The organism is Larsenimonas rhizosphaerae, assembly GCF_023700005.1.
Classification (GTDB): Bacteria; Pseudomonadota; Gammaproteobacteria; order Pseudomonadales; family Halomonadaceae; genus Larsenimonas; species Larsenimonas rhizosphaerae.
Genome location: NZ_JAMLJK010000001.1, coordinates 744,382 through 769,265, shown reverse-complemented (window position 1 = coordinate 769,265; position 24,884 = coordinate 744,382). Strand labels below are relative to the sequence as shown.

The window sequence follows — 24,884 nt, the reverse complement described above, 5'->3', positions numbered from 1 at the left end:
GGTCTGCACGCCGGTAATCTCGGCGGCATCATCCGTGCCGTTGATCGTGACGGTGACGGTCTCGCGATCGCCGCCGGCGGTGATGACGGTAAAGGTCTCGGTCAGTGTGTTGCCGTCGCCCAGCGCCTGAACGTCGCCGTTGGTGTTGTCGAGCATGTAGGCCCAGTTGCCGGCCTCGTCGATCGCGAAGTTGCCGTAGGCGCCGGTGGTGTTCGGTTGGGCGACGAACGTGGACTCACCCGCATCGGGGTCACTCACGGAAAGCGTACCGCTGGTCGTCAGCACCGTATCTTCGGCCACATCGCCGGTCTGTACGCCGCTGATGGTAGCTGGATCATCGGTGCGAACCACCGTGATGTTGTCGTTGGCCGAACTTGTATTGGCATTGACGTCAGTAGCCGTCACCGTAATCGACAGGTTATCCAGATTCAGGTCATCATTATTGATGGCGTCAACACCCGCCTGAGTCAGCGTGATGTCTCCCGTTACCGAATCAATGGCAAGATATCCCGCCCCATTATCGGACAATGCATAAGCAACCGGGCCACCATTGGCTGCCGTTGAAGAAGCAGTACCGATGCGCTGACCAGCCACCACACTGTCTTCCACAAGAGGATCGAGAGATAAAACAGGGATGGAGGGACCGGTGTTTTCTGTATTGTCCGCACCAATCTCCACGAATGTATCGTCGGTATTTTCAGTATCGTCTGCACCGGTATCCGCGACTGCATCGTCTGCGTTTTCAACCGGAGCATTACCGGCATCGCGCTCGGTGATGGTAGCTGACGAGCCATTATCCGCTGCATAGGTATACGTTGCCGCTTCTTCGCGACCTTCCCTGGATATTCCAAATGGCTGTGAAAAACCGCCCTCTTCACCACCGCCGGTATCACCGCCTGCCTCGGCACCCGCTGCGGGGCCTTCCTGTACGAGCGTGGGGTCATCCCCTCGAGCAATGGCAGCCAGCAGCTCTGCTACATCACTGTCTCCTCCGGGAATGGAAGGATTGATGATGTCCTGAGCTTCCAGCACCGTGGTACCGTCCACCAGTGACAGCAGCACTTTCTGTCCTGCGGCAACATCCAGCACCGTGCCATCTGCAAGCACCATACGGGCGCCATCAGGGGCGAAAAGCAGCGATCCGGTTTCCACCGATGCGCCGGAAATAATTACCTGGCGAGGATCAACGGTGAACAGGGCGCCATCAATGCGTTCAATGGTGATGTTAGCCATAAGGAATCCTCTCGAGGCAGGGATGGAATGACATGCAAGCAATCCGGTTCAGGAAGCGATGCCTCCCAGCACCCATTTGAAACATTTTGTTACTTTTTTTCATTAAAAAAATTAACACTATTAGTCTAATGCTTCACTACTTCAAAAAACCAGATACTGACATTTTTTACGCCACTCAATCTGTAAAAAACAGTACTTTAACGCCACATGAAGGGAGCGTAATGCAGGCGATTACGTTTTATATCGACAAAAAAACGCCGACCTGTCGGTCGGCGTTTGAAAAAGAGCGAGCCTGGAGGACTAAAGTGTTACAACATCGAAATCGATGTCGGGGTTAACATCCGCGTCATAGTCAACATCGTTGCGCTCAAATCCGAAGAGCTTCAAGAACTCGCGCTTGTAATTGGCATAATCGGTCACCTCAAACAGGTTGTCATCGGTCACTCTGGGCCACAGCGCCTTGCACTCATTCTGTACGTCGTCACGAAGCTCCCAGTCATCCAGACGGAGGCGGTTCTGGTCATCCGTTTCGATGGGGCCCTCGGCGTACAACCGTTCACGGTACAAACGATTCAGTTGATCGATGGTGCCTTCATGGAGCCCTTTCTCCTTCATGGTCTGATACACCATGGAGATATAAAGTGGCATGACAGGAATAGCCGCGCTGGCCTGGGTAACGACGGACTTCAGTACGGCAACGCGTGCACTGCCGCCGATTTTTTCATCAATGGCCGCTGCGGCCCGATCGAGGTCTTCCTTCGCCTTGCCCAGCGCCCCATGCCAGTAGATCGGCCAGGTAATCTCGGTACCGATATAGCTGAACGCGACAGACTGCGCGTTATCGGCCAGAACACCCGCCTCATCCAGCGCCTTGATCCAGAGCTCCCAGTCTTCGCCACCCATCACGGTAACAGTGTCATCAATCTCTTTTTGTGTGGCAGGCTCGACAGACGCCTCAATGATACGATCCTTGTTGGTATCGATCGCAGTTGAGGTATACGTCTCACCAATCGGCTTGAGCGCAGAACGAACCACTTCACCGCTGTCAGGAAGCTTTCTGACCGGTGAGGCCAGGGAATATACCACCAGGTCTATGGGCCCCATGTCCTGCTTGATCAGCTCGATGGCTTTCTCACGAGCTTCGTGGGAAAAGGCATCACCATTGATCGATTTACTATAGAGCCCTTCTTCCTTGGCAAATCGGTCAAAGGCAGCCGAGTTGTACCAGCCGGCAGTCCCGGGGCGAGTCGGCGTACCGGCCTTTTCAAAAAAGACGCCCAGCGTGTTGGCACCATATCCGAAGGCAGCGGTAATACGCGCAGCCAGGCCATATCCGCTTGATGCCCCGATAACCAGCACATTTTTGGGACCATCGTTGCGTACGCCCTGCTTTCGGGTGGCCTCGATCTGTTCCTGAACATTCTTTTCGCAGCCAACAGGGTGCGTCGTTGTGCAAATGAAACCGCGAACTTTGGGTTGGATGATCACGCTGAACCTCGTTATCTGATCATTGAACGGAAGCCCTCATTGAGGATCCCGGTTAATGGCCGGTATTTTAGCGGCAAAGGGCGTATTGTGTCCGGAACCGGCCTACGCTTCAATTTTTCATGCTGGATGGATGTTGCTCATGATCGACCGTGCCACGCTACTGGCTTCCCGACAAACACTCTGGCTGTCGCTCACTCGCCTGTGGCTGGACAGTGAACCAGGTATCAGGGACTACGAACAGATGGCTGAGGAAATCCTTCGCCATGACTATACGCATAAACAGCTTGAATGGATTTATCGCATCGAAATGGCTCCTGTCATGGTGAAGTATCAGGTATCCATAACCCAGGGCTGGAAACAGTTTGAAGCACAGCGCATTCTTCCGCCGCTGGTTCGCCACACGGAACGACTTACCCCGATGAAACGCCGCTTCTGGCTCCTGTTTTCAGGGCTGACCACCTCACTGTCCCGCCACCGATGGGTAACACTGATGCAGGAAGTTCAGCACCAGCAAGCGATGGCCACCAGGGATATCGACACATGAAAAAGCCCGCTCAAGGCGGGCTTTTTCATGTCACAGCCATCACTATCTAGAATGTTTCCCAGTCATCATCACCGGCAGCCACCGGCTGAGGCGAGGATTTTGAAGATGTTTTGGCTGGAGCGGCAGCCCGCACGGGCGCTGGCTTTCTGGTACCAGTAGATGCAGAGGGGCGAGGCGAAACACTTTCCGAAACAGGTGCAGGAACCACCCTTCCCTGCGGCACATCGTGCTGATGCGTTCGGAATACAGCGACCTGCCGGATCAGCTGATCGGCCTGCTCCCTGAGGCTATGACCGGCAGCAGCAGACTGCTCAACAAGTGCCGCATTCTGCTGTGTTACGCCGTCCATCTGGGAAATGGCCAGATTGACCTGTTCAATGCCTGATGCCTGCTCTCGCGTGGCATGATTGATTTCGCCAACGAGGCTATTGACCTGGTGAGCACTGGCCAGAAGCTCTTCGAGGGTTTTTTCGGACTGCCCGACAAGCACCACGCCGCTTTTGGCCTTCTCGACATTCTGCGCTACCAGACCACGGATATCCTGCGCAGCCGTGGCTGAACGAGTTGCCAGATTCCGCACTTCAGACGCTACTACGGCAAAGCCTCGACCCTGCTCACCGGCACGGGCTGCTTCAACCGAGGCATTCAATGCCAGCAGGTTGGTTTGAAAGGCAATGCTGTCGATCAGCCCGATAATATCCTCGATACGCGCGCTGGAATCATTGATTTCGTTCATTGCCTTGCGGGTACGACCGATGGCTTCACCACCTTCACGGGCCTGATTGTTCATCTGCTCGACCAGAGTTGACATGCTGTCCATGCTGTCACTGTTCTGGCGCACGGTTGACGTCATCTCCTCCATGGAGGCCGCCGTTTCCTCAAGGCTGGCAGCCTGCTCCTGAGTCCGGCTGCTCAGGTCATCGTTACCGTTGGAGATTTCGCTCACTGCACTATGCACGGATTGTGTACTTTCACGTACACCGTTGACTATCGAGACCAGTCGCGCCTGCATGCCCTTCATGACGTTGAGCAGCTGGCCGAACTCATCTTCACGCTTGATGGTAATACTGCGCGTCAAATCGCCCTGTTCAATGGCAGCGGCAATGTCCTGGGCCTGCGCAAGCGGCTTCAGAATGCTGCGTACCAGCCAGACACCCATTACAGCCGAAAGCACAAGCGCCAGCGCAATTGCGCCAAAGATCAGCCTGGACAGGAAAACATAATCTTCCTGGCCGGCCTCGTAATCCGCCTTGATGGAAATATCATCCTGGGCAGCCATGGCATCCGACGCTTCAACAAAGCCTCGATAGGCGGGTGAGACCACGTTGTTGCCAATATCGGTGGCCTGATCAAAGTCACCAGCCCTCATCAACCCGATGACCTTTCCATAGGCGCCCCAGAATTGATCAAGATTGGACTGCATGTCCTGCTTCAAGGGCACAGGCCTATCAGAAGCCTCGGCCAGTGCCAGGTAACGCTGCCAGGCGGCCCGGGTGTTCGTTTCCATCTCCTGAATCACCTGTTCAGCACGGTCAAATCTGGCTTCATCGCGATACCCATATGCCGCAAGCACTGCAATACGTGCCTGAAACAGATCAGTGGTAATGGCACCCATCGTTTGCTGCTTTTTCATTTCAAATTCGTAAAGGTCCTTCCTGCTTTCATTGCTGGCTTCAAGACATAACTCGGCCAGCACAGCCACTGCCGTAAGAAGAATGGTACTCACGGCCAGCGTTAGTACGAGCCTGATTTTCACACTTTTGTTGAGTCCCAGCATATCGTGCACCGCCGTTATCGTTTAAGTATCGTTGACCAGTTGATTCAAGGAAATGTCATCCCGCTGATGAGTTATCGGACCATCCGAAACAGTCTTTACATCGAAAATGGAAAATGTTAGCCAACTACTTTGAACGAGACGCCTCGATAAGAAAAAATGCTATAAAAACCAAAAAAATAGCCGCCCGTGGGCGGCCATGAATAGTTTCGATTACGGGTTTAAAAGGTTTCCCAGTCATCCTGACTGGCCGGTACGCTACGTTCAGGTGCCTTGCGCGGCGCATCGGGAGCGGGTCGACCTGGCGCATCATGCGTGCTTGTGGAAACAGCACGTTCGGAGCTTGCCCTTTCAGGCACCACCCTGTTCGGAGATGGCGTTAACTGCTCATCATCAATCCTGAAGAAATCGATCAATTCACGCAGGGCCTGCGCCTGCTCGGACAATACCTGGCTGGACGCCGCGGCCTCTTCCACCAGTGCCGCATTTTGCTGGGTAATACCATCCATTTCGCTGACAGCGATATTGATTTGATCGACCCCCTGAGACTGCTCCCGACCGGCTGCGGCCATTTCACTCATAAGATCATTAACGCGCTCGACATTCTGGACGATCAGCTTCAAGGAACCTGAGGTCATTTCCACCTGCTCCGCGCCCTCCTGCACACGCCCCACGCTTTCAGTGATAAGCGAACGTATCTCCTGGGCGGCCGTGGCCGAGCGATTCGCCAGGATACGCACCTCGGAGGCAACCACGGCAAACCCACGCCCCTGCTCACCTGCTCGCGCAGCCTCTACCGAGGCATTGAGGGCCAGCAGATTGGTTTGAAACGCAATATCGTCCATGACACTGACAATCGATACGATCTGATCACTGGATTCACGGATGGAGCCCATCGCCGACATCGCACGTCCCACGACCTTGTCACTCTCGCGTGTCTGACTGGTCACGTCCTGCACCAGTCGCTCTGCCTGGCGTGTATTTTCACTGTTATGACGGATTGTTGACGTGATCTCCTCCATCGAGGCAGCTGTCTCCTCCAGGCTGGAAGCCTGCTCCTGAGTCCGGGTACTCAATTCGCTGCTGCTGGAGGCCACTTCATCGGAGATGGCGGCGACGGTGTGGCTGCTCGTTCTCGCTGAACGAATGATATCTTTCAACCTTGCCTGCATATCGACGAGCGAATGCAGTACACGGCCGAATTCATCCTGGCCCCGTGCGGCGATCCGGTAGGTCAGATCACCCTCGGCGGTTGTACGAGCGGCCTGCTCTGCGTGCATCAGAGGTCGTACAATGCTTCGAATCAACCACCCTCCCGCCGATGCACACAGCAGCAATGCCAGCAGGCAAACCACCAGAATCACATTGCGCTCGGTGTGAAAGCTCTGTTCGGCATGCTGATAGGACGCCTCTATATCCAGATTGTTGAACGCAATCATGTTTGTTGCCACTTCCTGTAACGCGATATAGAGACCGGTCTGGTCGGCGAGCCGTGCAGCATCCTGTTCGACAGCACTCTCATCACCGGCCAGAACATGCTGCGTTACCGTTGCAAAGTTATCCCAGTAACGCTCCTGAAGAGCCTGGAGCTGCTGCACATCCTTCGATTGGCGGCGCGCCGGCGAGAGCGATGCAAGGTACTTGTCCAAAAGATCACTGAAGGCTCGCTGGTCCTGTTGTCCGCGCGTCTCAAGCTGCTTGATGGCACTGTCATTATCGGCATTGATGGCGCCCAGCAGCATGATGTGTGCATCCTGCATTTTGCTCTGAAGACTGGATACAAATTCGATGCGTTTTACATCCGTGTGATAGACATGATCCAGATCCTTCATGACATTGCTCATTCCCCACACACCGGCCCCACCCACAATGACCATGATGGCAAGCGTGACACCAATCACGGTGTAAAGACGTACCTTGACGCTGCGGTTCAAAAAATTCATGTGTTGTCTCCAGGGCCCGGGAAGGTAGTCCAGCGCCTTCATGATCCGTTGCTCATATTATCGAGACTATGGGTATCGGCAGACCGGACCTGCAGTGAATGGCTGTCGGGTACTGCTCATAAAAAAAGCCTCGACCCGGAGGTCGAGGCTTTTAGCGCCACGCTCTGACGAAGCGACTCAACGGTCGCCGGCGTCTCCAGCGTCATCATTATCTACATCCGGCATGCTGTTGCGGCCGGTAGTTGCCGTGGGTTCCGTAGAGGCGCTCTCTTCATCTGAGGAGGCCTTTCTCTCGGAGGCATTTATCACCTTTTCACGCTGCAGCACGCGAATATTGGCGGGTGGTGCCTTGCCGTCATGATCCTCGCCAAAGTACATGGTGAGATGCGGGAACGGAATCTCGATACCCGCAGCGTCGAAATGCTTTTTCACCAGGCGATTGAAGGCACGGCCCAGTGCCCACTGCGTTCCGGGAGTGGTCTTGATCATGATCCGGATATTGACGGAACTGTCCGCCAGCGCAATGACACCCGGCACCGTCATGTCTTCCATGATGTTGCCGCTCTGCGTTTCGTCTTCCTTCAGCTCCTTGAAGGCGTCCTGCAGCTTCTCTATGGCAAAGTCCACATCCTCGCGATAGGCAATACCGTATTCACCAACGTGATAGGCAAAGTCACGCATGTAGTTGGATACGACATCCACCGAGGAAAAAGGCACGACATGATAAGTTCCGGACAGGTCACGGATGCCGACAGACCGTATGGTCAGACGTTCGGCTGTACCGGTAATCCCGCCGGCGGAAACCACATCCCCGGTATTCATCGCATTTTCAAGCTGAATGAAGACCCCGGTAATGACGTCCTGTACCAGCTTCTGCGCCCCGAAACCTACCGCAAGCCCGACCACACCGGCACCGGCAATCAAGGGCCCGATATTGATGCCGATCTGCGAGAGCACAATCATGATGGTCATGACGGCCAGCGCAATGGCAATGGCATTTCTGAACAGTGACAACAGGGTCTTTTCGCGTGCACTGGGCATGCGACCGTTATCACCAGGGTTCAGACGATGCTCGATAAAGCTGGCAAGGCCCGTCCATACCAGTGCTGCGATGAGCAGAATGATAGCCACATGAATGATCATGCCGATTGTATGCTGGCCTGCATCCGATGCCATCCAGCCTGGCAGGTCAAAGGCCTTCCACGCATCCATGACAACCAGCAGAACCGCGATCAGCAGCAGGGCACGTACAGCCTTGAGCGCATTGGGCACATAGGCGTTGAGGCGCTGCTCCAGCTGCGGCAGGCGCTGCCCCAGATTATTGGGAAGCTCAAGACGACGGCTCAATACACGCGTAATCATGCTTGAAATCAGCATGCCAAGGCCTACGGCAACCAGCGTCTGAAGTGTCGCTCTGGCCATGAAGGGCAGGGCCTGCTCAGGATAGACCTGACTTATGATCAAAAGTACCGTGAAGTACCCGATGGCAAACAGGTGCCATACCTTGCCCAGAATCCGCATAAGAATACCGAAGGCCCCCATGGAGGCGGCGCGGGCGCGGGTTTCAAGGCGTTGCTGCAGGTCTCGTCGATTGCCCAGAATGACTGTCAGAGCGTAAACGTACGCTACAACCATGATCAGCATATCAACCAGACGAGCCAGCGAGGGCGATACCATCCCTTCAACAAATGGAACGGCAACCATCATGCCGTAACCTACCAGGCCGGCAAGAATAGCCAGAAACCGGTTCCAGTAGCGCGCTACGCCCGAATCCATGTCGAACAGGCGAAGGCCATCATAGCGAGAGGCAAAGACCATGCGAATCAGGGCCTTGATCACCTCAACCATGGCAAAGGCATTGATGAACAGGGACTGATAGGTACCAATGCTGGCCTTGTCACCCGCCGCAAACAGCCCCAGCGCATACCCGACCACAAAGGCCAGTGCGATAGCCACCAGATCAAGTACCAGACACAGGAGCACGGCGCCCAGCCGCTTCAGGACACTGGAGGCGCCCTGCTCGGAACATACCCAGGCATCAGCCCGTCGAAACAGCGGGCTGATGGCCCGACGTAACAGGAAAAAGGCCACGATAGTGCCGCCGATGACGATTGCCAGACCAACCATCTGACCAGCCAGCCTGCCCCAGTCGGCCCCCTTTCCATCGGCACCGTCACCAATCGAGGTGATAGCGTCCCAGGACCCGGTCACATTGGCCGCGAGCGACTCGGCAAAGGCTTGCGTCGTATCAGCCACTTGGCGGGGCAGACCACCCAGCCCTCCATCCTCGTCTTCAGCGGCGGCCTTGTCCTGAGCCACCTCGCCGGACTTGTCACTGCCATCAGCGACCTGACGAAGCTGCTTGATCAGCTGCTGGCGTGTTTGATCATTTTCAAGCATGTCCGCCAGAGCTGCAGCATCCGGGCTGGCCGAATCCTGTTCTGCACCGGCGGGGGCAGCATGAGCGATGGGGACGGATAAGCACAGAACTGCCATCATCATGGCGAGCCAGCGCAGAATACGTGGGTAAAAGCCGTTCAGGACCACGCAACCACTCCTTTAATCATGTGGACGAAACCTCCTTGTCAAGCCGCCTGGCACATATACCGCCAGAGGCCACCCAAGCAAAACAGGGTACCTTATCCTGACGAAAAATCCCCCCCTGTTAAACACCTTGATCTCTTCCGGGCATTCCTGTTGATGACTTGCTGCGCTCTTCCTATGGTTAAACCCGGATACGGGCTCAGGGAAATGGCCCGCCTCACTCTCGATACGACTCAAGGAGCGAGCATGAAAGACACATGCGATTATCTCATCATCGGCGGCGGCATGGTCGCAGCCACTACCGTCAAGGCGATCAGGGAAAGGGACACGCACGGCTCGATTGTCATGCTGACAGAAGAGCCCCAGGGGCCGATTGCCCGCCCGGCACTCTCCAAGAAACTCTGGACCGATCCGGACTTTACTCAGGAAGATATCTGGCTGCTGTCAGATGACGATAACGTCGCGCTCCATACGCGCACCGTGGCGACAGCCCTTGACCGGCAATCACGGACAGTCACTACGCAGGAGGGCGAAACCTTTGCATACCGCGCGCTGCTGCTGGCGACAGGAGGCACGCCCAATACCCTGCCCGGCCTTTCAGCCAGCCCGGAAGTTCTTTATTTTCGAAGCCTGAACGATTACCAAACGCTGAGAGAGCACGCTGCCGCTAAAAAAAGCATGGTGGTGGTCGGTGGCGGATACATTGGTTTCGAGCTGGCCGCCGCGCTGGTTCAGCAAGAGTGCAAGGTTACCCTGATCACACCGGACGACACCCTGGGTGCCGCCTTGTTTCCGTCTGAATTTGCCAGTCATTTTGAAGACACCTTCACCCGGCACGGCGTTACGGTCATGACTGGGTGTGAAGTAACCGAGGGCACACAGGATGACGGCGGCGTCACGGTCACTCTGGATAGTGGCGAGACCGTCCATGCCGAAGTACTGGCCGCCGGACTCGGCATTTCGCCCAACACACAGCTTGCAGAGCAGGCCGGGCTTGAAGTGGAGGATGGCATAGTCGTCGATGAGCACCTGACCACCAGCGACCCTCATATCCTTGCTGCGGGCGACGTTGCCAGCTATCCGGACAAGCGAATGGGCCGACAGCGAGTAGAGCATGTGGATAATGCCAACATGATGGGGCCGGTAGCCGGTCATAACATGACAGGGAGCACCGAGCGCTATACCCATACGCCCTACTTCTATTCCAATGTGTTTGATATCAAGTTTCAGGCGGTCGGCCTGGCAGACAGCCGCCTTGACGTAATCGAGGACTGGAAAACACCGATGCAGGAGGGCGTGCTTTACTATCTGGAGGGCGATCAGCTGAAAGGTGTCATGCTGATCAATCTGGAAGACCGTCTGGACAAGGCACGTGCGTTGCTCGAGTCGCCGACAATCACGGACAGCAAGACACTATCTGGAGCGCTGCATTAAGGGGCCACAGGCATCAGAGGCCTACCTATCAAAGAGCCTGCCTGCCCTTCAGCGGGCAGCTCTCCTGACGCAACCACAGCATCAATGCTTCACGACTATCCGGAGTGACATGTTCACGAGTGAGCACCGTTTGGATATCGAGCCATTCAACGTGCGTTACCTCTTCCGGCTGAGGGGTAATCTCCCTTTCCCAGCGCAGCCAGTACACGGCACCATGCACGTTCAAGGGCGGATAACAGAACTGTCCGACCGGGTTCAACTGCCCGGAAACTCCAAGCTCTTCACTGGCCTCCCGCGCTGCGCCCACATGGCAGGTCTCCCCTGCTGCAACAACGCCACCGGCACATAGATCCAGCATGCCGGGAAAGACGTCCTTGTCATCGGTTCGATGCTGAACACACAGCTCATCCCGTCGATTGATCACAAATACGTAGCTGGCAAAATGCCAAAGCCTCAAACGACGAAGCATCGCTCTGGACGTCGAACCGCAACATGCGCCCAACGAGGTAGCCAACTGTACACGCTCCCCTGCAGCACGCCTTGAATACACTGACACGTAATAGATATCCTTTTCTGACCTGCCTTACAGTGGCCCGACCATCATGAATGTATCCAGAAACACGCCGGCCGCCAGAGCAAGCAACACCCAGCCTGTCAGCCGGTCTATCACGGACTCCCGCTGACGCAGCCAGCCAAGCGGCCGAGGACGCGACAGAACCAGCGCCACCATGACGTACCAGAGGCCATCAATAATCAGGGCGGTGAGGACAATCGTCGCGCGATCGCTCGTAGTTGAAGTCGGATCGACAAACTGGCTCAACAACGCCAGAAAAAACACGATCAACTTGGGGTTGGCCAGTGCAATGCATATCCCATCCTTCCAGGGGGATGGGTCAACCGTGGCTGGCACGGCCGTGGCATCAGTAGCTGATGGTTGCCGAGCGGCGCTCAATGCCTGCACCCCAACCCATGCCAGATAGCACGCGCCCAGCAGTGACACCCCCTGATACAACATGGGCCACTGCTCAAACAGCCAGCCGATGCCAGCCACGGTCAGCAGAGCATATGCTCCCACACCCAGTGCATGTGATACTGCTGCCATCATACCGCGGGATGCCCCACCCTTGAGGGTGTGTCGCAAGACCATGGCCAGGCTGGGTCCTGGCGATACCGCCCCCAGGCTACATACCACGGCCAGAGGCAGCCACTGCGTCAGTGTCATTGTTCACCGAAAGAAATTTGAAAATAAACATCGTGGGGATGGATACCCCCTGCCTTCTTCACAGGAACTACTAGACAAAAAAAAGCGGTTTGAAAGCAAGCTTTCAAAACCGCCAAAGGGCCATTCTGCCGACAGGCAGGTGATCAACACCTGCCTGTTCAGATTCGTCATATCCAGACACGAAAATGATTAACAACTACTAGTACAAAAATATTAATACATTAGAAAAATTACAGCAGTCCACCTGCATATGCACTTTTCTTTTCATGTCTTTTTGAAACAATATGTAAATACCTCTGAAGACTGGGCAAAGGCCCCTGTTCAGGGCTACGCTATGAGCCAGTCATGACATCATGACCGGATTTTTTTATCCCCCATCCGTCAGGAGGACACTCAATGGGTATATTTCGCTCTAGCCGCGATCGTCGTCGAGCCATGGAACGCTGGCATGATGAACTGGCCTCAGGCACGGAACGGTCACGTCATCGCCTGGAAGAACTGGGCAGCGATGCCAGTGAGCACCTTGGCCGCGCGCGCGCAAGGCTCGGAACTGATGGCCGCCGTGCCTACGAATACGGGCAGCGCCGGGCATATGATCTTGACCGTCATGTCCATGACAACAGCTGGTCCTACATCGCTGCAGGAACTGCTGCAGGCTTGATTGCCGGTATTCTTTTGGGCCGCCGCCGCTGATTGACCGGATTTACTACGTATAAAACCCGCCCTGCGGCGGGTTTTATCCTTATGCTACTGCGTAATGTCAGAAAGGCTTTCGAGTCCTTCAATCAATGCCATACATTCTTCCCGCTGCTGATCTCCCCATGCCGGCCCACTCGCAATGAACCTGAGCCGACGGGCGCACAGTGCCAGCACCACCCTTGAAGGCTCTTCTGAATGCCAGGCTTGCCTGAGATGGGCACCAATCCAGCCATCGGCACGCATCCCCAACGCATCCTGTAGTAACCGAAGCGCATTATCAGCACCGATCGCCAGCGCGGTATCAAGATAAAATACTGCAAGCTCAACCGGCATTCCCTCCATATCCAGAGGCACCCAATACCGGGAATAATAAGCATGAAAGATATCCGGCCGGCTTAACTGCGCCAGACTCAGATGCGGATGAAAACAGGCATAAAGGCCGGATTGGCATCCCTTCAGTTCCCCCTGCCCGAGTTGAGCGCCCGTCCAGTGCATGGCATTGCGATAATCTGCACGAAACCCTTTCCTGAACCCAAACAAACGTTCCGCCGTCTCTTGAAAGGACATTGACGTCTCCTGCATCTCAGCGTGTTAAAGGTATGACAGGGCGCCATACCAAAGCTGTAACGCTAAAAGACGAAAAAATTAATTATAATTAGAGTACACCATTATTTAGTACCACAAATCGGGCAATCAACTGCACCTTCCGATATCAAGGGAAATTCACAAAATCAGTTAAAACTCATGTGCAGGAAAAATCACGGAGCCGCTGTATTCAGTCATGGCAGTGAAGTCGTGCGGTTACCGCATACTGACAGGGAACGTTAAATTCACATGAACCGACAGAACCGGATAACCCATGTTAATTAAAGGCGAGAGCGAGACAGTGTGTACTACCACATCAAAAAGGCCCGAAAACACGTAAGGATCCGATGGAAAAGAAAGCATATAAAGCAACGAAGAAATGCGAAATGAAAAAGATGGATCAACGCTGGTGCATAAATACTGAATAATAAAAAGCGCCAGTGTTTTCACACTGGCGCCGAGATATGAAACACAAAATGTCTTACAAAAGAGGAACTACATAGTTTTTGGCAACAAACCGGGAAGCTTCAACAGTCAGATGTCCATAATCAAAGGTTATAAGACTATCGCCCACCCTCGCCCGACAGCTTAAATGACCTCTGTCATTGGTAAAACACAGGTGATCCAGCATATCGACGAATACAAAATCATCATTTTTGGCATGCAGCGCTTTCAGATAGTTATTACTGTCGATCAACGATCGAGTAAATGTAAAGTCTGAAATATATTTCTCACCCATATGCCTTGTAACATACGCTTGAGGCAAGGACGGTTCCCATTGTGGGAAGGGGCCCATTATAATTACACGAGGCACACCCATATCATGCAGTCTGGAAACCGTTTCACTCCAGTCAACACTCTCATGATGAGAAGCAGCACCCAGTATGACAACTTCAGGCCTGGCTTTCATGATGGCCCTGTAGGCCATTCCATTTGAATAATCACACCCCTGATCAAACCGGTCCGATCCGTTTCTTTTCATGGTAAAGGATGGCGGACAACCGGATGAGGTCAATTGACTAAAAGGCATGCCCTTTGGCATTTCGTAACGCAATCCCGTCGACAGGGACCCCATATGTGAATCGCCCCACAGGAACACACCGCCTGTAGTTGAACTGATACAGATATCATCCACCTGCGGCTTGCCGGTATCACGCATCTGCAATGAGGCATTACATTTATTGAATAATCCGGTCGGATCCATCTTGTAATTATTATAAGAGGTTATGAACTGGTTTCCCGCATCATTGGACCTGTCCCTGATATCAAAATGGCCATTATTCATATATACAATACCCGCAGCGCCCAACGCTGCCAGCCACAATGCCAGCATCGCTTTTCCTGACGCCTTTCGCTCGACAAACATGTTGGACAACATACCCAATATGATTGATAAACCTATCAGCAAAAGGCTGTTAACGGCAGTGATGGCCATATAGCTATACATGTATACAACCAGCGGCCAGTGCCACAGGTAAATCGAGTAGGACCAGGCACCCAGCTTCTGAAACAGGACATTTCCCGTTATCAAACTGTCATTGCGCTGTGCCTGAAGAACAAAAAAGGCACCCAGCACAGGCAGAGCCGCCAGATAGCCCGGCCATGGGTTTTCTTCGGATACCAGAAAACAGGAAATAATGATCAACGCCAGACCGACCCACTCCAGCGGCTTTTTCCACTTCTCTCCTGAGCTGAAGGGATAAAGGCAGGCCACCCCCCCGACCATCATTTCCCAGGCCCTGGTAGACAGCAGGAAATAAGCCGCATCAGGTGCTCTTGACGTAGCAACGGCACAAAAGACAAATCCTGCCACAGCCCCCAGCAGGATGATTACTCTTGTTGCCCCTGCCGACATCAGCTTTCGCAGGACAACAAGTACCAGGGGATAAATTATATAAAACTGCCACTCAACGGATAACGACCAGGTATGTAATAACCACTTCTCATGGGAAGAGGCATCAAAGTAACCTGACTCACGCCAGTAAATGATATTTGAAATAAATCCGAGGGAGGCAATAATGTGTTTTGATATGGTCTTGTAGACCACATCGTACTCAAAAAACCAGCCGAATAATGCAAGTGCCAAACAAAGCACGGCCAGAGCGGGTATTATCCTGTCTGCACGTGCCTTGTAAAATTTCCAGAGGGAAAAGGTCTGGCGATCGATCCCCCTGAATATTATTCCGGTCATCAAAAATCCGGAAATAACAAAAAACACATCAACACCAGCAAAGCCGCCCGGCACCCAGAACGAATTAAAATGGAATAAAACAACAGCCATTACTGCAATGGCCCTTAGACCATTTATGTCCTTCCTGAATTTCACGGTATTTTCCCTGAACCTGAAGCATAACTTATTCTAAAGAAATGACGCATTGGAGCAATACAATAAAAGACTGAGTTCAAAGTATTAGAAAATAAACACCCGATATCGCCAGGATTTTTTTTTGAAAATATGTTATGGAAAACAGCCTTTCAAAAAAGATCGATTGACCCTTGCTGCATGTTTATCTTTTTATTCAACATCTTGGGCATGAAAAAGGTATCAGCGCACTCATTCATATAAGAAAAACCCATATACACATCGATATAAGCCCGCATCCCTGTCGACTGAGGTGCTCGCCAGGATAAATGTAGAAATTGATCGCATCTGAAGAGGCATATCCAAAAATCACACAAAAGGATATTAGATAAGCAGGATTAATAGTTGCGTGCGAAGTATATGGAAAGCCCGTTGATATATCGAGGCTAATACGCACAGCGGCATGACTTTATCGCACTCTCGTGCCAACGATCAGCGCATTAAATACAGGCAGTGACCCGGCGCGAGGGACGCAATAATCCTGCGACACCGAGCGGTCTGCAGGGCAGCGGATCGAGAATATTCAAACAAGGGGAGCGTTATCGCTTGAGAGGCAAGGCCAACAAGCTGGCAGGGAATCTGCACTGGCAGCCTGAAACAAAAAAATCGCCTTGATGGCGATTTTTCAGATTCATATCTGGTACCGGAGGTCGGACTCGAACCGACACGGGGGTTAGCCCGGGGGATTTTGAATCCCCTGCGTCTACCAATTTCGCCACTCCGGCATATGAGGACGGAGCGTATTATACGGGCATTGAGCCCCGCGTCAATGACTTGCGCGCGAGAGGCAGGTATCATGGCCCTCCTTTTTAATGCCGGATGATGCACAGGCCTTTCATGCAGCGCGCCGATTTCCAGTTTGACCTCCCTGATGAATTGATTGCCCGTTACCCCAGCGAGCAGCGAACCGATTGCCGCCTGCTTTGCCTGGACGGTGCCAGTGGCGATATTGATCATCGCCACTTTGAAGAAATCCTCGACCTGGTCGAGCCGGGCGACCTGCTGGTATTCAACGATACGCGTGTTATCCCTGCCCGCCTGTTTGGCCGAAAAGCCAGTGGTGGCAAGGTTGAAATGCTGCTGGAGCGCCCCCTGGACGCTCACACCGGGCTGGCGCACCTTCGCTCCAGCAAGTCTCCTCGCCCAGGCACGCACCTCCTTTTTGAAGGGGGAATAGAGGCTGTTGTAGAGGGCCGGCGTGACGCACTTTTCGAGCTGCGCTTTCTGGGTGATACGCCCCTGGTGGAACTGCTTAACCAGCACGGCCACATGCCACTGCCGCCCTATATAGAGCGAGAGGACGAGCTCGGCGATCGCAGCCGGTATCAGACCGTCTATGCTCGCCATGACGGAGCCGTTGCCGCACCAACTGCCGGCCTGCATTTTGATGAGGCCCTGATGGCGCGCCTGGCACATCAGGGGGTAAATACCGCCTATGTCACCCTGCACGTCGGCGCGGGCACCTTTCAGCCGGTACGGGTCGACAACATTCAGGACCACCAGATGCACAGCGAGTGGCTCAATGTCAGCCAGGCAACCTGTGACGCCGTGGCCGCCACGCGCGCCAATGGTGGCCGCGTCATTGCAGTGGGTACAACCAGTGTTCGATGCCTTGAAAGCGCCAGCAGGGAAGATGGCACCCTTGAACCATTTCAGGGAGATACCGCCATTTTCATTTATCCCGGGTATCAGTGGCACTGCGTTGATGCGCTGATCACCAATTTTCACCTCCCTGAATCCACACTGCTGATGCTGGTCAGTGCCTTTTCCGGTACGGCAGCCGTCAAACAGGCCTATCAGGCGGCGGTTGAACAGGGCTACCGTTTCTTCAGTTACGGTGATGCCATGTTCCTGACCCGAGCCCCCAAGGAGTCTCCTTCTCATGCGTGACCAGTGCGACATGACGTTTGAAACATCGGCCACGGATGGCCGCGCCCGGCGCGGCCGTCTGACTTTTTCCCGTGGCACGGTTGAAACACCGGCCTTCATGCCGGTAGGTACCTATGGCACCGTCAAGGGGATGTCCCCTGAGCGAATCAAGGCCATCGGTGCTGAAATCATACTCGGCAATACCTTTCACCTGTGGCTTCGCCCAGGTACGGAGGTCATCGAAGCACACGGTGATCTTCACGACTTTGCCCAGTGGGACAAGCCGATCCTGACCGATTCCGGTGGCTTCCAGGTATTCTCGCTGGGCGAAATGCGCAAGATCACCGAACAGGGCGTCCATTTCAGATCACCAGTTGATGGCTCAAAGGTTTTCATGGGCCCCGAAGAATCCATGGCCATCCAACGCTCACTGGGCTCGGATATCGTCATGATCTTTGACGAGTGCACGCCCTACCCGGCCACGCATGACGAGGCAGAACGCTCGATGGAGCTGTCACTTCGCTGGGCAGAGCGTTCGAAGAAAGCCCATGGCGATTCTCGTGCGGCGCTGTTCGGTATCGTACAGGGCAGCATGCACCGTGATCTGCGCGAACGCTCGCTCAAGGCCCTTGAAGCCATGGACTTCGACGGCCTGGCCATCGGAGGCCTGTCGGTAGGTGAGCCGAAGGAAGAGATGATCAAGGTGCTCGACTACCTGCCCGACATGATGCCGGCCGATAAACCGCGCTACCTGATGGGCGTCGGCAAGCCCGAGGATCTGGTTGAGGGCGTACGCCGGGGTGTGGACATGTTCGACTGTGTCATGCCGACCCGCAATGCACGTAACGGCCATCTGTTCACGGCGGATGGCACTGTCAAAATTCGCAATGCACGCCATCGCCATGACACGTCACCGCTGGAAGAAGGCTGCGACTGCTATACCTGCCAGAACTTTTCAAGAAGCTACCTTCACCACCTGGATCGCTGCGGTGAAATGCTGGGCGCGGAGCTCAATACCATCCATAACCTGCGCTACTATCAGCGGCTGATGGCCGGTTTGCGCGGGGCTATTGAAGCGGGTACATTGTCGGACTTCGTAAACGAGTTTTACACGCGACGCGACCTGCCGGTACCGGCACTGGCTTCGACCTGAAGCCGGCGCGACGTTCCAACTGCGGGCCCGACACTGGTCGGCCCCTGTTTCACCATGCTCTTGAAGAGGACTTTCCATGCTGGACTACCTGATCTCCACAGCTCAGGCGGCCGACGGCGGCGCGGGCGCCGGCGGCGCGGGCGCCATCGGCCAGATCGTTATGCTGGTCGGTTTCGTGCTGATTTTCTATTTCCTGCTGTGGCGCCCCCAGTCAAAGCGGGCCAAGCAGCACAAGAAACTCATTACCGAACTTTCCAAGGGTGATGAGATCGTAATCGGCGGAGGCATGGTAGGTCGTGTCAACAAGGTAGGCGAAGAGTTTCTAACTCTGGAAGTTTCCGAAGGCGTTGAAGTCAACGTTCAGAAGAACGCCGTCGCTGCGGTCCTGCCCAAGGGCACCCTCAAGTCTCTGTAAGCCTGAAGGGCCGGTCATGCCGGCCCTCCTCGATCCGTCAGCAACCAGGACAGAGCCCCGATGCTCAACCGTTATCCCATCTGGAAGTACCTGATTGTACTTCTTGTGCTTGCCGTGGGCTTTATCTATGCCCTGCCCAACCTGTACCCGGAAGACCCGGCCATCCAGATCAGCGGCGAACGCGGCGTCAAGGCCATCAGTCAGCAGAATATAAGTCAGGCCACCAGTGCGCTTGAGCAGGCCGGTATCGACGTCAAGGCCACCGAGATCAACCAGGGTAGCGCCCTGATTCGCCTTGAACATGCAAACCAGCAGCTTTCGGCCAGAAGCGTTGTCACCGATGCGCTTGGTGAAGGCTATGTGGTTGCCCTGAACCTGGCAGACTCCACGCCGGACTGGCTTCGCGCCATTGGTGCCAAGCCCATGAAGCTCGGACTGGACCTGCGTGGCGGTGTTCACTTTCTGCTGGAAGTCGACATGGATGCCGCTGTCACTCAGCGCATGAATGTTGATGCCAGTGCCATGCGTGAAACCCTGCGTGATGAACGCATTCGCTACCGCGACAACAGCGTTCGCGACCGGGCCATCACCTTCTCGTTCCTCAATGAAGGCGAGCTGGAAAAAGCCGAAGGCGAACTGCGCTCCCAGTACAATCAGTTCGAATTCACGACACGGCAACAGGGGCGTGAGCACCAGCTGGTCATGACGCTGACGGACAAGGCCGTGACCGATATCCAGGATTACGCGGTCAAGCAGAACCTGACCACCATCCGAAACCGTGTCAACGAGCTGGGCGTATCCGAGCCTCTGGTACAACGTCAGGGACCAAGCCGCATCGTGGTTGAGTTGCCCGGCGTTCAGGACACGGCAGCCGCCAAGCGCGTGGTGGGTGCAACAGCCAACCTGGAGTTTCGCCTTGAAGCCCCGGCGGATGCTCAGGCCAGTGAAGTGGAAACGTTTGGCTTCCGGAACGACCCCTCGCGCAAGGCCAACCTGTCCAATGATGTCATCATCACGGGTGACAGCGTGTCCAGCGCCAGCCAGGGCTTTGATCAGAATGGCCAGCCTCAGGTCAACATCAATCTGGATGGCCCGGGCGGCTCAAAGATGAATCGCGCCACTCGCTCGAACATCGGCAAGAACATGGCCGTGCTCTATATCGAGCACAAGAGCCGTACTCGCACGGTGATGGAAAACGGCAAGCAGGTCGAAAAGCGCACGCCGTATACCGAAAAGGGCATCATCAGTCTGGCAACCATCCAGAGTGCGCTGGGCAACCGCTTCCGCATTACCGGACTTGACTCTCCAACGGAAGCCTCTGAACTGTCGCTGCTGTTGCGTTCCGGCTCGCTGGCTGCACCTATCTACTTTGCGCAGGAACGTACCATCGGGCCAAGCCTTGGGCAGGAAAACATCAACCGGGGTGTTCTGTCGGTCGAGGTAGGCCTGGTACTGGTCGTCCTGTTCATGCTCCTGCGCTACAAGGCCTTTGGCCTGATTGCCAATACATCCCTGGCCATCAACCTGAGCCTGCTGATTGCTGCCATGTCCCTGCTGGGAGCAACACTGACGCTGCCGGGTATTGCCGGTATCGTGCTGACCCTCGGGATGGCGGTGGATGCCAACGTACTGATTTACGAGCGCATCAGAGAGGAACTGCGAAACGGCATGAGCCCTCAACAGGCCATTCACGCCGGCTATGAGCGCGCCTTCACTTCGATTCTTGACGCCAACATCACCACCCTGCTGGTAGCGCTGATTTTGTTCTCGATCGGCACCGGGCCCGTAAAAGGGTTTGCGGTCACGTTGTCACTGGGCATTCTGACCTCGATGTTTACCGGCATCATGGTGAGTCGTGCCATTACCAACCTCACGATCGGCGGAAAGTCGCTGAAAAAACTCTGGATTTGAGGAGACGGTAATGACAAGTTTCGATTTCATGGGCAAACGGGTGGCGGCCTTTGTCGTCTCCATCCTGCTCACGCTGGTCGCCATTGGCACTTTGGCAGTTCAGCACCTTAATCTGGGGCTGGATTTTACCGGTGGCACACTGGTGGAAGTCAGCTACGACAAGGCACCTGAACTCGATGTGGTTCGGCAGTCACTGTCTACGGCGGGCTATCAGGATTTTTCGGTGCAGACCTTCGGGGAGGCCAACGACATCCTGGTGCGCCTTCAGCAGAAGTATGACCAGAGCGTCGGAGACAGTGTAACCAGTGCCCTGAACAATGCTGACAACCCGGTCAGTCTGGTACGCGCCGAATTTGTCGGTGCGCAGGTCGGTGACCAGCTCCGCGACCAGAGCGGCCTCGGCATGCTGGTCGCCCTGGGTGTCGTCGCCCTGTATGTTGCCTTTCGGTTTCAGTACAAGTTTGCCCTTGGCGCACTGCTGTCACTGGGGCATGACGTCATCATCCTGCTCGGCGTGTTCTCTCTGTTCAAGATCGAGTTTGACCTGACAGTGCTGGCAGCCGTGCTGGCGGTCATTGGTTACTCGCTCAATGACACCATTATCGTTTACGACAGGATTCGCGAGAACATCCGCAAATCCCAGACCAGCGATATGCCAAGGATCTTCAACAACGCCATCAATCAGACCCTGGCACGTACCCTTTCGACCTCGGGCACAACCCTGCTGGTACTGCTGGCGCTGTATTTCCTTGGCGGGGACATGATCCACAACTTCTCGCTGGCGCTGATCATTGGTGTCGTACTGGGTACCTTCTCGTCAGTATACGTGGCATCTGCCCTGCTTCTGGTTTTCAAGCTGCAGCGCGAAGACCTGATTCCTGCCAAGAAGGAAGCCGTCGACGACGAGCTGCCCTGACTGAAAAGCCACTGACAGGCTCATGGCCCTGCCGACATGTCTTTCCATGTCGGCAGGGCGTACGCCGCTTTCCCCCTCCAGCGTCCTGCGAGACCAGGAAACAGACACAAAAAAGCCCGGCCAATTGGCCGGGCTTTTTTGTGTCATATCCGCTCAGGTACGGATCAGGTGCGGCTGAATCTGTCTGACCAGCTGCTTGTAGAGCCGCGCACCGGAAGCCATCAGGGCACCATCCACTTCAACCTGTGGAGCACCGTTCGGAGCACCAATCAGTGCACCGGACTCCTTGAGCATCAGCTGACCGATGGCCAGTTCCTGCTCGTCGATTCCCTGCACGATGGCAGCATCCACGCGACCGGAAGAGACTTCGGCAATATCAAGGATCGGACAACCAAGGGTACGAATAACCGATGCCTGCGCACCAAGGCGCTGAGTCATGACCATGTAATCCGGGAAATAGCGCTGACGCACACGCATTTCCGGCAGACCCAGCGCAATTCGCGCATTATCGGTGGAGACGGCGTTGCTTACTCGCATCCGCTTGCCGTTGTAGTGAGCACCACGACCACGACTGGTGATGTATTCGTCATCGGTAAACGGGCTGATAATGACGGCATGTTCCGGGCGCCCCTTGAACAGGCACACCATGGAAATGGCACAACCGGTCGCGTTGATCGACAGGTTTTCATACCCGTGGAAAAGATCGATCTTCCAATGGTAGTCAGCGCCTTCGCCTTCACCATCCTTCCAGGGAATATAGCGACCACTGATACCGTGCAGCGGATAGCCCTTGGCAAACTGCCGGGCAATCTGTTCTTCGATGAAACGGGCCGTGTCGGCGAGGAGCGTATCCTCGGACTGGGTTTCACGAGCAATGTCCAGGCGGTCCCGGACACGATTAAGCTGTTCAGATGCGCCGCGCAGTGCGCGCAACGCGAATTGGACCATAGGGTGCATGATCAGGCCTTGAGCGGTGAAAACAGGATGTTAAAGAACCCGGCGATTCTATCAAAAAAAGCGCTCTACGGCGAGCATGTCTCGGTGCAATAGATACGCGATGCGCGGTCAGGCGGCGTTGACCATGCTAGAATGCCTCCTTTTTACAGCACGCCAATGGTAGCCTGACACCATGCTTGATCGTATTCGCATAATTCTGCTGGGAACCAGCCATCCCGGCAACGCCGGTGGTGCCGCCCGCGCCATGAAGACCATGGGGCTGAGTGACCTGGTTTTCGTCAATCCCCGCTGTGAACCCGTTGAAGGTGAAGCCATCGCTCGCTCATCGGGGGCCGAAGATATCCTGCACCAGAGCCGCACGCTGGATAATCTTGATGATGCCATCGGCGACTGCACCCTGGTGGTGGGCTGCAGCGCCCGTTCGCGAACGCTCCCCTGGCCCATGATTTCCCCTCGCGAGCTGTCAACACGGCTTCCGCGTGAAATCATGCGTGACGAAGGCGAGCCACAGGGTCGAGTGGCCATCCTGTTCGGTCGCGAGGACTCCGGGCTGACCAATGACGAGCTGCAGCGCTGCCACCTGCATGTGCATATCCAGGCCAACCCGGAATACAGCTCACTCAACCTGGCCGCCGCCATTCAGGTCATAAGTTATGAATGCCGTCAGGGCATGCTGGCCGCCGAAACGTCCGCGGACAGTGGCAGTGAATACTTCGGCGTCGCCTGGGACCGCCCCCCGGCCGCTCAGGAAGATGTGGAGCGACTGTTCGTGCATCTCGAACAGAGCATGATTCGTTCGGGATTTCATGACCCCGCCATGCCCCGCCAGCTGATGGCAAGAATGCGGCGCATGCTGATGCGTACTCGGCTTGATGACATGGAGGTCAACATCCTTCGCGGCATGCTGAGCTCCTTTGACAAGTTTACCCCACCTCGCTGAAATGCCATTGCGCAGGAACATCGACATGCTGTCACAGCTCAAGGAAGACATTCAAAGCGTGTTCTCGCGCGACCCGGCAGCCCGCACCACCTTTGAGGTGCTAACCACGTATCCGGGACTTCATGCGGTCATGGCACATCGCGTTTCTCATGTAATGTGGACACGCAACTTCAAGTGGCCCGCCCGCGTTCTCTCGACGCTGGCACGCTGGATTACCGGCATAGAGATTCATCCGGGAGCGACAATCGGACGGCGTTTTTTCATCGACCATGGCATGGGTGTCGTGATCGGCGAGACAGCCTGCGTCGGTGATGATGTCACGCTCTATCACGGCGTAACGCTCGGAGGGACAACCTGGAACAAGGGCAAGCGTCACCCGACACTGGGCAATGGCGTTATCGTCGGTGCCGGCGCCAAGATTCTGGGCCCCATCGAACTGGGTCACAACAGTCGGGTAGGCTCCAATGCGGTAGTGACCAAGGATGTACCCGAGGGCGCTACGGTGGTCGGCATCCCAGGCCGCATCGTCAAGACGCGCCAGGAAACCGATCCACCCTCCAGTGAAGATGAAGTGCGTCGCAAGGCCATACAGGACAAATTCGGCTTTGATGCCTATGGCATCGGCGAATCCATGCCGGACCCGGTAGCACGCTCCATGCATGCCATGCTCGATCATATGCATGCCATGGATCAGCGCATGGATCAGATGTGCAGTGCCCTGCGTCATATTGATGACAGCTTTCGTTCCGGCGACATGCCGCACCTTGACCGTGCAGACTTCATCGCGGTGCTGGATGAACTTGATTATCCCTGCGCCCCTCGACACGACGTCCCACCGGATGGGGAAGCGTCCACGACATCCCCCCCCGAAAAATAGTTGACTAATCCACTCGGG

The 24,884-nt window shown here is 55.2% G+C and carries 20 protein-coding genes and 1 tRNA gene; 10 read left to right on the top strand and 11 right to left on the bottom strand.

What is annotated here, in order from left to right; translation table 11 throughout:
- Both NAT21_RS03445 and fabV read right to left on the bottom strand, forming a co-directional pair.
- Window positions 1–1,233 (bottom strand): VCBS domain-containing protein (locus tag NAT21_RS03445; RefSeq protein WP_250935733.1); only part of this gene is annotated, 1,233 nt, incomplete at its 3' end.
- 300 nt (window positions 1,234–1,533) lie between these two features.
- Complete coding sequence (gene fabV, locus NAT21_RS03440) at window positions 1,534–2,721, bottom strand: enoyl-ACP reductase FabV (protein WP_250935730.1); 1,188 nt, start codon at window positions 2,719–2,721, stop codon at window positions 1,534–1,536.
- A 139-nt stretch (window positions 2,722–2,860) separates the two neighbouring features.
- Here fabV and NAT21_RS03435 point away from each other — a divergent pair, with 139 nt between their 5' ends.
- Window positions 2,861–3,265, top strand: a complete 405-nt coding sequence (locus tag NAT21_RS03435; RefSeq protein ID WP_250935728.1) for a DUF7079 family protein — start codon at window positions 2,861–2,863, stop codon at window positions 3,263–3,265.
- Window positions 3,266–3,311: 46 nt separating this feature from the next.
- Here the strand turns inward: NAT21_RS03435 and NAT21_RS03430 are convergent, their stop codons facing one another.
- The 3 genes from NAT21_RS03430 to ybiO form a co-directional block, all read right to left on the bottom strand.
- Window positions 3,312–5,042 (bottom strand): methyl-accepting chemotaxis protein, encoded by a 1,731-nt coding sequence (locus tag NAT21_RS03430; RefSeq protein WP_284732651.1) that lies wholly within the window; start codon window positions 5,040–5,042, stop codon window positions 3,312–3,314.
- A gap of 218 nt (window positions 5,043–5,260) precedes the next feature.
- A complete protein-coding gene (locus NAT21_RS03425; protein ID WP_250935723.1) occupies window positions 5,261–6,982 on the bottom strand; it encodes a methyl-accepting chemotaxis protein in 1,722 nt (573 codons plus the stop codon).
- Between the two features lie 177 nt (window positions 6,983–7,159).
- On the bottom strand, window positions 7,160–9,529 hold the full coding sequence (ybiO, locus tag NAT21_RS03420; protein WP_250935721.1) for a mechanosensitive channel protein: 2,370 nt from the start codon (window positions 9,527–9,529) through the stop codon (window positions 7,160–7,162).
- Between the two features lie 243 nt (window positions 9,530–9,772).
- Here ybiO and NAT21_RS03415 point away from each other — a divergent pair, with 243 nt between their 5' ends.
- Complete coding sequence (locus NAT21_RS03415) at window positions 9,773–10,960, top strand: NAD(P)/FAD-dependent oxidoreductase (protein WP_250935719.1); 1,188 nt, start codon at window positions 9,773–9,775, stop codon at window positions 10,958–10,960.
- Window positions 10,961–10,988: 28 nt separating this feature from the next.
- Here NAT21_RS03415 and NAT21_RS03410 read toward each other — a convergent pair whose 3' ends face one another.
- Window positions 10,989–11,474, bottom strand: coding sequence for an NUDIX hydrolase (locus NAT21_RS03410; RefSeq protein ID WP_250935716.1), 486 nt, complete (start codon window positions 11,472–11,474; stop codon window positions 10,989–10,991).
- A gap of 69 nt (window positions 11,475–11,543) precedes the next feature.
- Window positions 11,544–12,182, bottom strand: coding sequence for a LysE family translocator (locus NAT21_RS03405; RefSeq protein WP_250935713.1), 639 nt, complete (start codon window positions 12,180–12,182; stop codon window positions 11,544–11,546).
- Between the two features lie 396 nt (window positions 12,183–12,578).
- On the opposite strand from NAT21_RS03405, the gene NAT21_RS03400 reads away from it, so the two are divergent.
- Window positions 12,579–12,875: an ElaB/YgaM/YqjD family protein gene (locus NAT21_RS03400; RefSeq protein WP_250935711.1), complete on the top strand. Its 297-nt coding sequence runs from the start codon at window positions 12,579–12,581 to the stop codon at window positions 12,873–12,875.
- Window positions 12,876–12,929: 54 nt separating this feature from the next.
- On the opposite strand, the gene NAT21_RS03395 is transcribed toward NAT21_RS03400, so the two are convergent.
- The 3 genes from NAT21_RS03395 to NAT21_RS03385 form a co-directional block, all read right to left on the bottom strand.
- Window positions 12,930–13,448 carry a lysozyme family protein gene (locus NAT21_RS03395; RefSeq protein WP_250935709.1) on the bottom strand — a complete coding sequence of 173 codons (519 nt, stop codon included), beginning with the start codon at window positions 13,446–13,448 and terminating at the stop codon, window positions 12,930–12,932.
- 499 nt (window positions 13,449–13,947) lie between these two features.
- Window positions 13,948–15,792: an acyltransferase family protein gene (locus NAT21_RS15565; protein ID WP_250935707.1), complete on the bottom strand. Its 1,845-nt coding sequence runs from the start codon at window positions 15,790–15,792 to the stop codon at window positions 13,948–13,950.
- 674 nt (window positions 15,793–16,466) lie between these two features.
- A tRNA-Leu gene (locus NAT21_RS03385) sits at window positions 16,467–16,553 on the bottom strand.
- A gap of 112 nt (window positions 16,554–16,665) precedes the next feature.
- On the opposite strand from NAT21_RS03385, the gene queA reads away from it, so the two are divergent.
- The 5 genes from queA (at window position 16,666) to secF (ending at window position 22,092) form a co-directional block, all read left to right on the top strand.
- On the top strand, window positions 16,666–17,718 hold the full coding sequence (queA, locus tag NAT21_RS03380) for a tRNA preQ1(34) S-adenosylmethionine ribosyltransferase-isomerase QueA (RefSeq protein ID WP_250935705.1): 1,053 nt from the start codon (window positions 16,666–16,668) through the stop codon (window positions 17,716–17,718).
- 10 nt (window positions 17,719–17,728) lie between these two features.
- Window positions 17,729–18,850: a tRNA guanosine(34) transglycosylase Tgt gene (gene tgt, locus NAT21_RS03375; protein WP_434084395.1), complete on the top strand. Its 1,122-nt coding sequence runs from the start codon at window positions 17,729–17,731 to the stop codon at window positions 18,848–18,850.
- A 76-nt stretch (window positions 18,851–18,926) separates the two neighbouring features.
- A complete protein-coding gene (yajC, locus tag NAT21_RS03370) occupies window positions 18,927–19,265 on the top strand; it encodes a preprotein translocase subunit YajC (protein WP_250935701.1) in 339 nt (112 codons plus the stop codon).
- Window positions 19,266–19,325: 60 nt separating this feature from the next.
- Window positions 19,326–21,176, top strand: coding sequence for a protein translocase subunit SecD (gene secD, locus NAT21_RS03365; protein ID WP_250935698.1), 1,851 nt, complete (start codon window positions 19,326–19,328; stop codon window positions 21,174–21,176).
- Window positions 21,177–21,186: 10 nt separating this feature from the next.
- Entirely contained in the window at window positions 21,187–22,092 is a 906-nt protein-coding gene (secF, locus tag NAT21_RS03360) for a protein translocase subunit SecF (protein ID WP_250935696.1), read from the top strand.
- Window positions 22,093–22,245: 153 nt separating this feature from the next.
- Here secF and NAT21_RS03355 read toward each other — a convergent pair whose 3' ends face one another.
- Entirely contained in the window at window positions 22,246–23,049 is an 804-nt protein-coding gene (locus NAT21_RS03355; protein ID WP_250935695.1) for an inositol monophosphatase family protein, read from the bottom strand.
- Between the two features lie 172 nt (window positions 23,050–23,221).
- Here NAT21_RS03355 and NAT21_RS03350 point away from each other — a divergent pair, with 172 nt between their 5' ends.
- Complete coding sequence (locus NAT21_RS03350; protein WP_250935694.1) at window positions 23,222–23,989, top strand: RNA methyltransferase; 768 nt, start codon at window positions 23,222–23,224, stop codon at window positions 23,987–23,989.
- Window positions 23,990–24,014: 25 nt separating this feature from the next.
- The gene (cysE, locus tag NAT21_RS03345) at window positions 24,015–24,866 is read left to right on the top strand and encodes a serine O-acetyltransferase (protein ID WP_250935693.1); all 852 of its coding nucleotides are present in this window, start codon (window positions 24,015–24,017) and stop codon (window positions 24,864–24,866) included.
- The last annotated feature ends 18 nt before the right edge of the window (window positions 24,867–24,884 follow it).